The organism is Paenibacillus sp. CH40, assembly GCF_024213605.1.
In the GTDB taxonomy this organism is placed as follows: domain Bacteria; phylum Bacillota; class Bacilli; order Paenibacillales; family Paenibacillaceae; genus Paenibacillus; species Paenibacillus polymyxa_B.
On record NZ_JANAVQ010000003.1, the window covers coordinates 448,872 to 461,877 of the forward strand.

At 45.9% G+C, this 13,006-nt stretch carries 8 protein-coding genes; 1 reads left to right on the top strand and 7 read right to left on the bottom strand.

Annotated features, from left to right (window positions below; all coding sequences use genetic code 11):
* Nucleotides 1-296: 296 nt before the first annotated feature.
* Complete coding sequence (locus NLX73_RS12025; protein ID WP_254326260.1) at nucleotides 297-3,887, top strand: family 14 glycosylhydrolase; 3,591 nt, start codon at nucleotides 297-299, stop codon at nucleotides 3,885-3,887.
* A 191-nt stretch (nucleotides 3,888-4,078) separates the two neighbouring features.
* On the opposite strand, the gene NLX73_RS12030 is transcribed toward NLX73_RS12025, so the two are convergent.
* The 7 genes from NLX73_RS12030 to NLX73_RS12060 form a co-directional block, all read right to left on the bottom strand.
* A complete protein-coding gene (locus tag NLX73_RS12030) occupies nucleotides 4,079-4,813 on the bottom strand; it encodes an ABC transporter permease (RefSeq protein ID WP_254326261.1) in 735 nt (244 codons plus the stop codon).
* A gap of 28 nt (nucleotides 4,814-4,841) precedes the next feature.
* Nucleotides 4,842-5,552 carry an ABC transporter permease gene (locus NLX73_RS12035; RefSeq protein WP_254326262.1) on the bottom strand — a complete coding sequence of 237 codons (711 nt, stop codon included), beginning with the start codon at nucleotides 5,550-5,552 and terminating at the stop codon, nucleotides 4,842-4,844.
* Nucleotides 5,545-6,471: an ABC transporter ATP-binding protein gene (locus NLX73_RS12040; protein WP_254326263.1), complete on the bottom strand. Its 927-nt coding sequence runs from the start codon at nucleotides 6,469-6,471 to the stop codon at nucleotides 5,545-5,547. Before NLX73_RS12040 ends, NLX73_RS12035 begins: the two co-directional genes overlap by 8 nt.
* A 173-nt stretch (nucleotides 6,472-6,644) precedes the next feature.
* Nucleotides 6,645-7,673, bottom strand: a complete 1,029-nt coding sequence (locus tag NLX73_RS12045; protein WP_254326264.1) for an NADH:flavin oxidoreductase/NADH oxidase — start codon at nucleotides 7,671-7,673, stop codon at nucleotides 6,645-6,647.
* Nucleotides 7,674-7,993: 320 nt separating this feature from the next.
* The gene (locus tag NLX73_RS12050) at nucleotides 7,994-9,298 is read right to left on the bottom strand and encodes an ABC transporter substrate-binding protein (RefSeq protein WP_254326265.1); all 1,305 of its coding nucleotides are present in this window, start codon (nucleotides 9,296-9,298) and stop codon (nucleotides 7,994-7,996) included.
* 106 nt (nucleotides 9,299-9,404) lie between these two features.
* Complete coding sequence (locus NLX73_RS12055) at nucleotides 9,405-11,051, bottom strand: response regulator transcription factor (protein ID WP_250260111.1); 1,647 nt, start codon at nucleotides 11,049-11,051, stop codon at nucleotides 9,405-9,407.
* Nucleotides 11,044-12,903, bottom strand: coding sequence for a cache domain-containing sensor histidine kinase (locus tag NLX73_RS12060; protein WP_254326266.1), 1,860 nt, complete (start codon nucleotides 12,901-12,903; stop codon nucleotides 11,044-11,046). Before NLX73_RS12060 ends, NLX73_RS12055 begins: the two co-directional genes overlap by 8 nt.
* Nucleotides 12,904-13,006: the final 103 nt, after the last annotated feature.

The window sequence follows — 13,006 nt, forward strand, 5'->3', positions numbered from 1 at the left end:
GGCAATACTTTCATACAGACTGGAACAAGGCTTCTCTACGCCTAGGTTCAGCTTTCTACTATACTGGCATTGTCTATCCGCACATTACTAAAAGGCATGCGTCTTACTCAGACCTATGCCTTATTTTTTTGCCTGGAAACTTTTAAGCACACGGTTGCTTACGTAAAATGTCATATTTGTCCACTCTGAGTGTGCAATAAATTCTTCTTTTTATGCAACCGCTTGCTTTATACTATTTTTGTAGACGTTTACAAAATGTTGTCGAATTAGACTATGCTTTGGGGAGGATGATCGGTTTGACCTTGTATCGAAGTCTATGGAAAAAAGGGTGTATGCTTCTACTAAGCCTTGTGCTGTCTCTGACCGCCTTCATTGGCTCACCCTCTAATACTGCGAGCGCTGCGGTTGCAGATGATTTTCAGGCTTCCGTTATGGGACCGCTGGCGAAAATTAATGACTGGGGTTCCTTTAAAAAGCAACTGCAAACGTTGAAAAACAATGGCGTGTATGCCATCACTACCGACGTCTGGTGGGGCTATGTGGAGAGCGCAGGAGATAACCAGTTCGATTGGAGCTACTACAAGACCTATGCAGATGCCGTGAAAGAAGCGGGACTGAAGTGGGTTCCTATCATCTCAACGCATAAGTGTGGAGGAAATGTGGGAGATGACTGCAACATCCCACTGCCAAGCTGGCTGTCGAGCAAAGGCAGTGCAGATGAAATGCAGTTCAAGGACGAAAGCGGTTTTGCCAATAACGAAGCCCTCTCTCCATTATGGAGCGGGACTGGTAAACAATATGACGAGCTATATGCCTCATTTGCTCAAACCTTTGCTAGCTACAAAAGCATCATTCCCAAAATTTATTTAAGCGGTGGGCCCTCTGGAGAATTGCGATATCCTTCATACTATCCGGCAGCGGGATGGAGTTATCCTGCACGGGGCAAATTCCAAGCCTACACTGAAACAGCCAAAAGTGCGTTCCGCACGGCCATGAATGAAAAGTATGGATCAATGGATAAGATTAATGCGGCATGGGGTACCAAGCTGAGCAGCCTTAGCCAAATCAATCCGCCGACTGACGGGGACGGATTTTATACGAACGGCGGGTATAATTCCACGTATGGAAAGGATTTTCTGTCGTGGTATCAAAGCGTGCTTGAGAAGCATCTGGGCGTCATCGGAGCTGCTGCACACAAAAACTTCGATTCTGTGTTCGGTGTCCGTATCGGAGCCAAGATTTCCGGTCTGCACTGGCAGATGAACAATCCTGCCATGCCTCACAGCACAGAGCAAGCAGGTGGGTATTATGATTACAACCGTCTCATCGAGAAGTTCAAAGATGCGGATCTGGATTTGACATTTACTTGCCTGGAGATGAGTGACAGTGGCACAGCACCGAATTATTCGTTGCCGTCCACCCTGGTTGATACCGTCTCCTCCATCGCGAATGCCAAGGGTGTTCGCCTGAATGGTGAAAATGCACTCCCGACAGGCGGCAGCGGCTTCCAAAAAATCGAGGAGAAAATCACGAAGTTCGGTTATCACGGGTTTACGTTATTGCGCATCAATAATCTCGTCAACAATGATGGCTCACCAACCGGTGAGTTGAGTGGATTCAAACAATATATCATCAGCAAAGCCAAGCCTGACAATAATGGCGGTACAGGCAACAAAGTAACGATATACTATAAAAAAGGCTTCAACTCGCCTTACATTCACTACCGTCCGTCTGGTGGTAGCTGGACTGCTGCACCGGGTGTGAAAATGCAGGATGCCGAAATTAGCGGCTATGCCAAAATTACCGTCGATATCGGGTCTGCCTCCCAATTGGAAGCCGCTTTTAATGATGGCAATAACAGCTGGGACAGCAACAACACCAAAAACTACTCCTTCAGCACGGGTACTTCTACGTACACGCCCGGTAACAGCGGCAATGCGGGAACGATCACATCTGGCGCTCCAGCGGGTACGATTCCCGGGGATGGCGGCGGTACAACTAACAAGGTAACGGTATACTACAAAAAAGGCTTTAATTCGCCTTACATTCACTATCGCCCTGCCGGCGGAAGCTGGACTGCTGCGCCTGGTGTGAAAATGCAGGATGCCGAAATTAGCGGCTATGCCAAAATTACCGTCGATATCGGGTCTGCCTCCCAATTGGAAGCCGCTTTTAACGACGGCAATAACAGCTGGGACAGCAACAACACCAAAAACTACCTTTTCAGCACGGGAATTTCTACCTACACACCCGGCTTGAACGGAGCTGCAGGATCTATCCGAACGGGGGCACCTTCAGGAAGTGCCGTCAGCGTAGTGACTTCCACCTACACAACCGACCTCAACGAAGTGGCATGGCCTATCCAAACAGAAAAACTTTCGGGTGCATCCTTAAATGTAAGCACTTCTACCTACACACCCAATGTTAACGGAGTTGAAGTAACTGCTCAAACGGAGGCGCTTTCGAGCGCCTTCACCTCTATAGATCCGGGTACCCTCTCCAAGCCCACTCCCCTTGGCACAGACTGGAGCAAACAGAGCATTTATTTTATCATGACAGACCGTTTCAGCAACGGAGATACATCCAACGATAACTACGGTGGCTTCAATTCCAACAACAGCGATCAGCGCAAGTGGCACGGTGGCGATTTTCAAGGTATTATTAACCAACTCGACTACATTAAAAATATGGGGTTTACCGCCATCTGGATTACTCCAGTAACGATGCAAAAGAGCGAATACGCTTACCACGGCTATCATACGTATGATTTTTATGCGGTAGACGGACATCTCGGTACCATGGACAAGTTCAAAGAGCTGGTTGGTAAGGCACACGACAAAAATATCGCTGTTATGCTGGACGTAGTTCCCAATCACACAGGTGATTTTCAGCCGGGGAACGGGTTCGCCAAGGCTCCTTTTGACAAAGCAGATTGGTATCATCAGAATGGTGACATTACAGGGGGAGACTACAACTCCAACAACCAATGGAAAATTGAAAACGGTGATGTGGCTGGACTGGATGACCTAAATCATGAAAACCCCGCTACCGCAAATGAGCTTAAAAACTGGATCAAATGGCTGCTTAATGAGACAGGCATTGACGGACTGCGGTTGGATACCGCCAAGCATGTACCGAAGGGTTTTCTAAAGGATTTTGACCAAGCCGCCAATACCTTCACCATGGGTGAAATTTTCCATGGCGACCCTGCTTATGTGGGGGATTACACCCGATATCTCGATGCCGCATTAGATTTTCCGATGTACTATACAATCAAGGATGTGTTCGGACACGATCAATCTATGAGGAAAATCAAGGAGCGCTACTCAGATGATCGTCACTATCGCGATGCCCAGACCAACGGGGTATTTATCGACAATCATGATGTAAAACGTTTCCTGAATGACGCCTCTGGCAAGCCGGGTGCTAACTATGACAAATGGCCTCAGCTCAAAGCTGCCTTGGGCTTTACTTTGACCTCACGCGGGATTCCTATCATCTATCAAGGCACCGAGCAAGGCTTTAGTGGCGGAGATGATCCTGCCAACCGGGAAAACGTTGTGTTTAACGCCAATCATGATCTGTATCAGTACATCGCTAAGCTGAACCGTGTGCGCAACAGCCACCCTGCCCTGCAAAACGGGAGCCAAAAGGAAAAATGGGTAGACGACTCCTTTTACAGCTTCCAGCGCTCTAAAAACGGCGACGAGGCCATCGTACTTATCAACAACTCATGGAGCGGTCAAACTCGCACGATTGGCAACTTCGACAATCTGTCCAACGGTACCCGTCTGACCAACCAGCTGAGCAACGACTCCATTCAGATTAACAACGGTTCGATCACCGTGACTCTCGCTCCAAAGGAAGTTAAAGTTTTCACCAAATAAGTTACACCGAATATTCAATTGTGCTAAAATAAATGGTAGAAGGATATACTAAAAAAAGAGCAAGGATGCTGTAACATCCCTACTCTTGGCAACAGCCGCTTTGAAGAGCGGTCGGCAGATAAGGGCTAGCTATTAGAGATAGACCGTGTTTCCCTCTCCAGGGCGGTCTATTTCTTTTTGTTATACTCTACTTATTTTTCTATACGAACATAACTTCGCAACGCTAAAAAAAGTCCCAGCACAAATATAAAGAAAATACTGATGACCCCTCCAGGAACATACGTGAATGTTCTGCCCATTTGTCCATGGGGAGAAAACAATAACGGCACTGTCCATGGATAAAAGGTATTCCCCGGTGTATTAATCAAAACAAAATTTAAGCACATAACCGTACACATCCCAATAATGGCGGGTACAAATTTTTTCCAGCTAATAGCAAAGAACGTGATGATCGGGATGAGCATTGCATGCATGACAATCATTTTAGCGAAGATCCCAAGCTGATACATAACGACTTCAAAGGTTAGCGGTCTGGCCGTAATAAACATACCCAATATCGCAGATAGCACAAATGCTAACAGCAGGCTAACAGCGATGTACATATAGATAACGAGCAGCTTGCTGAAGTAAATCCGAGTTCGGCGAACTGGGTTTGTAAACAGTGCAATATGAGTGTTCTCCTGGTATTCTCTCGCATAGATATAGCAGGTCAAAATGTAATAGCTCATATATCCAGTTATTAAATTAATGGAGGATACCAAATCCATAAAGTATTCATTCCATCCATCACGATCCAAGGAAAGTTTAGGATTTATGGCGTAAGTACTAAAAGTCAAAAATACGGTTGCTATTAAAATAAACACACTTAGAAAAAGAATTTTAGTTCCTTTCAGCTTCAAGCACTCTGCTTTAAACAGGTCAAGCATAGTAACCCTCCTCTCAAAAACTCTCCATTTAGTCTTTTCTTTGATATGTCCATATGGATAAAAACAATCCAAGAAGAAAGATCACGGATAAGCTGAGCCATGCTATTGAAACATTGGTAGGTATAGTCGCATTTCTTTCATTAGGAGATAAGAGATAGGGCACAATCCAAGGGTACCATTCACTTTTGTATATAAAATTCAAAAATATTGCAGTACAAACTAGGAGTACAACCACCATGATGCTCTTCCAGCGTATAGCAAAAAAAGAGGCGATTGGGATTAACATCGCATGCATCACACACATTTTAGCAAACACTTGGATTTGGTATACCCAGATAGCCATCGTTAAGGGACGATCTGTAATGAGCATGCCTAATAATGCAGACAAAAACAGCACGAAAAATAAGGACACCATTATAAATCCATAAATAAGGACCAATTTACTAAAATAAAATTTAACCCTGGTGACAGGCGTGGTAAACATAAACAGATGCGTGTTTTCCTGATACTCTCTTGCAAAAATATGACCCGTTAAAATGTAATAGCTGATAAATCCGGCTGCAATATTGACCAAGGAAACAATATTTGTAAAATAGTAGTCCCAACCTAGATTATCAATTGAATATCTGTAAAAAATAGCGCTCAATCCAAACATCAACAGTACAACAGCCAGTAATATAATATAGCTCAACAAGAAGGCTTTAGAGCCTTTAAGCTTAATAAGTTCTGCTCTAATCATGCCGCTCACCCTCTTCTGAAATGAGTGTTAGAAAGTACTCCTCCAGTGTCTGCTTTGTGGTGTGTATCTCATAGACTGAAAACTGATGATCTATTAACTGCTTATTTAACGCAGCTGTATTCTCAATCTGACTATGAATTCTTAGTTGTTGTGGGGATATCACATTAGATTGAAGTTGCTTCATGTGCTCTTGCAGAAATGCTTGCACTGCTTCTGCATCGTCTACCTTTACATCTGTATATTGCTCAAAACCTTCCTCTAATCGGCTCAAACGATCTTCCGCTAACAGCTTTCCATTATGTATAATCCCGATGTGTGTAGCTAACTGCTGAATTTCGCTCAAGATATGACTGGAAATAAGAATCGTTTTTCCTTCTTCCTCGCACAACCGCTTCAATAGCTGACGAATTTCCTTAATTCCAGATGGGTCCAGTCCGTTCGTCGGCTCATCTAATATAAGCAACTCAGGGTCATGAACAAGCGCCCTTGCAATCCCTAATCTTTGCTTCATCCCTAGGGAAAAATCCTTAAACTTTTTTTTGCCGGTATGCTCTAATCCCACCGTGGTTAGGGTACGTTCTATCCTTCCATCGTCCTGCACCCCCATATACATACAGCAAATTCTTAAATTATCGCGTGCACTCAAATTTTCGTATAAACCGGGTGTTTCGATAATTGTACCTATTTTCGAGAAAATAGAAGGATAGTTTTTCTCCAGCCGCTCGCCAAATAAAAAAACCTCCCCACTTGTAGGCTCAATTAGCCTCATTAGCATGCGGATAGTGGTTGTCTTACCAGCTCCATTTTCACCGAGGAAACCGTAGATACTGCCACGCTCCACATGTAAGGATATGTCGTCTACGGCTACAGCCCCCCCAAACTGTTTGCGGAGCTTTTTCGTTTCGATAATATATTCCACTTTCAAACCTCCTAATCACTAAATAATACAAGTATACAAAATATAACCACTACTACGTGTAAGATTGCTTACACTGTACCATCTGTCCATAAAACAAAACAGGCACCTGACGAAGCGTACACTTCGTTGCAGGTGCCTTGTTTATATATAAACAACGTGGGATTACTTAGGCCTCAGTAGCCACGTTGATATTGTTCAGGTATGGAAGGCTCCTCGCCGCGCAGCGTCACTGCTGCATGAATCGCCCAATATGGATCGCGCAGCAATCCGCGTCCCACAGCGACCAGATCGGCATCCTCGTTGCCGATAACGGACTGCGCCAAGGCTGGGTCATCCAACGAGCCTACAGCAATCACCGGGATGTTCAGTGCCTCGCGAATTTGGCGTGCGAACGGCACTTGATAGCCCGGATAGTTGCCCGGCTTTCTGACGCCAGCAGGGCCTTCCCCGCCCGAGCTAACATGGATCACGTCTACGCCTGCCGCCTGATATGCACGGCTCAGCTCAATGGCATGATCCACATCGTACCCACCATCTACGTATTCCACCGCACTGATGCGTAAGATTAACGGCATACCCGCAGGCATTTGCTTGCGTACAGCCTGAATAACCTCAACACCGAAACGGGATAAATCCTTACCGTACTCGTCGTCCCGCTTGTTTGTAACTGGCGAATGGAATTGGTGAATCAAGTAACCATGTGCCCCGTGAAGTTCAATCGTATCCACGCCCGCTTGAACTGCACGCCGGGTAGCGTCTGCGAATTTCTGCACCATGCCACGGACTTCCTCCGTCGTAAGCGCGCGTGGCTGTTTATAATTCGCATCCGGGTATGCAATCGCGGAAGGAGCAACTGGCTCAGCTGCATCCTCAGCTTTACGACCCGCGTGAGCAATCTGGATGCCTACCTTGGACCCGTGCGCATGAATGCCGTCAACCAGCTTCTTATAAGCTGGGACATGCTCGTCTGACCAAAGACCCAGATCATAATCTGTAATCCGTCCATCCGGTTCCACGTCCGTCATTTCTATAATAATCAGGCCCGTGCCTCCAATAGCCCGGCTCAGGTAATGGACATGATGCCAATCATTCGGAATCCCGTCCTTGGCTGTCACCGAGTATTGGCACATCGGGGGCATCACCACACGATTCTTTAATTCCAAATCTTTCAGTGTATACGGTGTAAACAACGAATTCGTCAAAACGTTCATCTCCTTTTTATCTTCGTCACATAAACGAAAAATACGCTTCAAATTACACGGTCTATTAAAAACATAATCGGCATAGTCCAAACGGAATAAAAGAGATTCCCTCCAACGGGGGATCTCTCACATTTGCAACTTGCAGTCATTATGTATGTCGTATGGTGTAGATATATTGCACACAACCTATTATCCACAACTCAATAACTTTTTGCAAGTAAATATTTAAATATTATTAAATATTTTTTTGTCCATCCCCTCTCCGCCTCCTAGCTATAATACAAAAAGACGCCCTTACGGACGCCTCTGCGGAACCAATCTTATTGTGCTGAACCTAATTGCACCCATGCCTTCTCAATCTCTGCAACCGCCTGATCCTTATTCATGTTACCGCTGATATATGCCTGCATCAGCTCGCCAAATTTTTGGTGGAACGTATCCAGCGAGTAGTTAACAGACAGATCACCGGACTTCGACGTTTTCAAAATGCTTTCCATTTCCTTAGGCATTTCCAGATCAGGAAGCGGTGCATCCTTAATTGGAGGAATCACCTTCGCTACCTGGGAGAACCAGTTCTTACCGTATTCCGAAGTGTACAGCCAGTTGAAGAATTCAATTGTTTCCTTGGATACTTCGGAATCCTTGTTGATACGTAGCGCCTGATCTGCACCGGTAATGATGACCGATTGATCCGCTTTGTCACTCACCGGATATCCCATGATGCCAATCTTGAGATCAGGATTAATTTTCTTGATTGCTTCCTCATCCCACGCACCTTTACCCGTCATAAACGCAGCTTTTCCAGATGCAAAATCACTTACTTCCGCATTGCTGTCCCGTTCCAGTGGCTTGTCTGTGCCATGTTTCACCGTCAAATCAATGAAGTTAAAGAAGTTATTGTACAGCACTGGGTAGTCCTTGATTTTTGCTTTGCCTGCGATAAAATCACTAACGAGTTGCTTCGGTTCCACGCCTGCATCCTGCGCGGCAGCATCTACATAGTGTTGGAAGATATGTTTCCATACCCACCACTCTTTATATGCGTTGGCAAATGGAGTAATGCCCTTCGCCTCTAGCTTGGTGACCGCATCCTGCATTTCTGCAATCGTCTTTGGCGGGGAAGTTACCCCAGCCTTGGTAAGCAAATCCTTATTGTAAATCAGCGTAAACAGGTTCCCTTTTACCGGGAGTCCCAGCACTTTCCCGTCACTGGAGCTCATATTCGCTCGAACAGCATCCGTCATGGCTGCTGCCAGCGGCTCATTGGTCAGATCGGCGCTATAATCTGCATACGTGTCGATGTCGCCTCCTGCCGTCGTTTGGAATACATCCGGTGTACTACCTGAGGCTATTTTCGACTTCAGAATCGTGTTGTAGTCTGCCTGCATGATCTCCAGATTGATCTTCACGTTAGGTTTGACATTCTTATACTCCTCGATATACGCGTTAAAAGCATCGGTATACTCTGGTGAAGCTGTGAACATGTTTATTGTAACCGTTTTCAAATCTTCTTTGCCGCCAGCACTTTCTTTCGACGCATCCGTGCCGCCGCTACTTCCACATCCGCTCAACAAACCGACCGTCAAAAGCAAACTGCCGGATAACGCCATCATCTTCTTTAACATGGATACTCCCCCATTTGTTTGTGATCAACGTCCATGCGCTCATTCTAAAAAATATACTGCAATTTAAAAAGGCAGATTAGTGAAGCATTAAGGGTAAAAAAGTGGTTTATTGCAGGCTCACGCGATACTCAGACGGTGACACCTGATAATAATTACGAAAAGCCTTACTGAAATAATTTTTATCTTTGTAGCCGAGCATATCCGAGATTTCCTGTATTTTCAGGCTAGAATCACCCAGCAGCTCCTTCGCCTTGTCCATTCTAACCTTCTGTACATATTCGTGAATACCGTAACCAAACTGCTGCTTAAACAGCTTCATCAGATATTCCCGACTCAAAAAATAGGTTTCGGCAAAAAAAGAAATTTTGATATCCTCAAAATAATAACGGTCGATGTGCCTTTTGATATCCGTTATGTCAAAGGGCTGGTTCCCCGCTTGAGCATGTTGGACCCCAGCAATGTAAAGCTCCAGCATCCGATTCAATCTCTGACCGTAGTGGACAAAGCTCGTAAAATCAGCAGATAAATCGCTTTCCCCCACTTGCTCCGGTTCTTCCAAAGCTCCATCTTGATTCAACGCTGACGTAGACGCACCCAACTCAATCGCAGCTTCTCTCAGTAAAAAATGGAACTCCTTCATCATTCGATCCGCATCCTGTAAACGGAAAATAGGGCCTGATGCCAATTGTTTTAGCAGATCGCCCAGCAGTACCTTTGCCCGGTTCGCCTGACCTGTCTGAGCATCCTTTTGGATCGACAACAGTCGCTCCGTCCATGACATTTCCTCTAACGTACCCATTTGCCGTGGCACTGTATGAAGAATGGATTCCCCTTCCAGCTTCAACACATCCGTGCTGTGAATGAGCGTCTTGGCATCCATATAAGCAGACGCTAGCTCCAATACATCTGTGCAGAGCTTACCCAATCCGGCAACTACCACCATGCTGAACAGCCCATGCAGGTTCGCCACCGCCTTCTGTGTCACTTGTGCCAATAGTAAGGCCATATGTTCTTCTTGTCCTGGGGCCAAGGTACAGATCGAAACGACCTCACGCTCCCGTCGCGGATGGGAGAAGCTAAAACAACTCAACCGTTCATCTGACGTCTGAGCTAACACATTGGTCACGGCAAAATCCATCAGATCGGCATCGCCATGAAAACGCGTCCTGCGAATCTCATCCCTGTTCAGCAGCCGCAGCACGATCACCCCAAAGCGATTCCCCGGCTGATCCGCTCCGATCAATGGGAGCAACGCCGTATTGGCCTGCCTTTTGAAGCTACCGTCCAAAATGGACAAATATAGCTTCTCTTTCAGCTTCGGCAGTGACATATTCAGCGTAATGTTCTGGCTAATGAACTTGTTTTTGCTTTGCTCTCGACTTTCCAGAATGTCCACTGCTTTGCGCAGTGCCTGGTTCAGATCCTGACGATTGATAGGTTTGAGCAGATAGTCCACCACCCGGGATTGAATCGCCTGCCGTGTAAATTCAAAGTCATTGTAGCCACTAATGACAATCGTCAGCAGGTGGGGATATGCCTTTTCGATGGCACGAAGAAATTCGATACCGTTCAGCTCAGGCATTTTCATATCGACCATCACCACATCTATATGGTGCTGACCCAACAGCTCCAGTCCCAACCTTCCATTCGTCGCCTCATAAATATGTTCGATGCCCAGACCGTCCCAATCCCCGATAATACGAATGGCTTCGCGCAATGGCTCCTCATCGTCAATAATCAATACGTTATACATGACTACTTCCTCCCCGGGGAATTTGCATTCTCATTTCCGTTCCCGTTTCATCCGTAAGTATGAATAATCCTGCCTGATCTCCATACAAAAGCTTCAACCGTGTGTTCAGATTTTTCAAACCAATATGCTCGCTCTCCCGTTCTTCCCATTTTTCATGGAATGAATCCAGCACCATTTTCAGCTTGTCCTCTGAAATTCCAGGTCCGTTGTCCCTGACTGTAATTGTGGCATTTGTAGAACTCGATTCGGCTGAAATGACGATCAGAATATCGCTTGATACTTTTTCCAACGCATGCTTGATAGCGTTTTCCACCAACGTCTGCACAGATAATCTCGGAATCGGCAGCTCCATCAGCGTTTCTTCCCATACCACTTCGACCCGCAGTCTCGCTCCGAACCTTGCTTTTTGCAGACCTATATACCGTTCAATGTGCTTGAGCTCTTCGCGGGCAACTACGATATCCTTGCCGTTGATGGAATACCGCAACGTTTGGGCCAACGCATCCACCATATCCGCCATGTCGAACATCTCCCGCTTTAATGCCTGTGTGGATATGGCTTGCAGGGCATTGTACAGAAAATGAGGATTAATTTCAGCCTCCAACGCCTTGAGTATGGCGTTCTTTTCGACCAGCTTCATGCGATAGCGCTCATTAATAAGTTCTTCGGTTCTTTGTACCATTTCGTTAAAATGCAGCGACAAATATGCAATCTCGTCATGTCCCTTCACAGGAGCTGTTGCTCCAAAATCTCCGGTGCTAAACCGCTTCATCTGGGTGGACAGCTTATGTAAAGGTCGGGTAATGGCGTTCGAGGTCAGTGTCACTAATATAATAGACACACCTAAAAATAAAGCTCCGATGGCATAGCTCCAATTCCGTGTTGTCGTAGCTGCTTCATAAATCTGGCGGTATGGGATGGGCTTAATGAGCTGCCACCCCTCTTTTTCACCAACATCATAGACGACCAAATACTCCTGATCCCCACTGCTATCTGACCACGTTACTCGCCCGCTTCCTCCCTTGCCGATCTGTGTCAACACTCCAGAATCACGCATCCGCTCATACAGCGGAAAGCTGTTCACATAAAAGGGAACCCCTTTAGGGCTCATTAGCATCAATTGGTCCCCTTTGCCCAGTGGAATGTTCTGCATGATTTCGTCCACGGCGCTCGTATTGTAATAAAAGGACAGCACCGCCTGCGGATGGCGGGATGCAATCGACCTCAGCACTCGATGGTATGCCATAAAGCTGGCTTGTGGTGCCACATAGCCCATATCAGAGCGGGACCCCACAAAGGATTGAAATGATTCGTTCGTGGTACTAGCCATCGCCTCTTTATACCAGGGAAGCTTGGGAATATCCGTGTTTATTCCTTTGCGCACCGTAATGTTGTATGTCTCCCTGGTGACCACATAGTATTGATGTCGGTCCGCCACGTACAGATAGATCGCTTCCAGATCATTACGTGAATAAAACATGCTGCGCAAGTAATTTTCAATGACCATTCTCGAAGCATAGTCTCGATTCTCATTGGCAATGGCGTTCATGATATCGTTATAACGAAGCTGCGGAAGAGCCAACTGCTGCATTCCCTCCAAGTAATCCTCCAAATTCTGATTGACCAGCAATAGATTATTGGTCGTGCTGGCGATGCTATGGTTAACCGACTCCTTTTCAATCATCTGATAGGAAATAATTGTGAGTGAGCCCACCACCAGAATAATCACCGAGGTAAAAAGTAGAATGAGCTTGTTCACTAATTTTTGCGTGATCCTCCTCCACATAGAGCGAAGAAACGTTCCTACACGCTCTGACATCATGATAATCGCCCCTTTTGAAAGCGTACACATTTTTACCCTCAACTGTTTTCTTAAATCCATTGGTCCGGCCCTAGGGGCTATCCTATACTTTCATTATATCTTAAACAGCTTGGAGCGAAAGAGCGGAAAATGT

Bases quoted from the DNA above. Each gene is read 5' to 3' on its own strand.
- NLX73_RS12030 (WP_254326261.1), bottom strand. From the start codon at position 4,813: ATGCTTGACCTGTTTAAAGCAGAGTGCTTGAAGCTGAAAGGAACTAAA.
- NLX73_RS12035 (WP_254326262.1), bottom strand. From the start codon at position 5,552: ATGATTAGAGCAGAACTTATTAAGCTTAAAGGCTCTAAAGCCTTCTTG.
- NLX73_RS12050 (WP_254326265.1), bottom strand. From the start codon at position 9,298: ATGTTAAAGAAGATGATGGCGTTATCCGGCAGTTTGCTTTTGACGGTC.
- NLX73_RS12055 (WP_250260111.1), bottom strand. From the start codon at position 11,051: ATGTATAACGTATTGATTATTGACGATGAGGAGCCATTGCGCGAAGCC.
- NLX73_RS12060 (WP_254326266.1), bottom strand. From the start codon at position 12,903: ATGTGTACGCTTTCAAAAGGGGCGATTATCATGATGTCAGAGCGTGTA.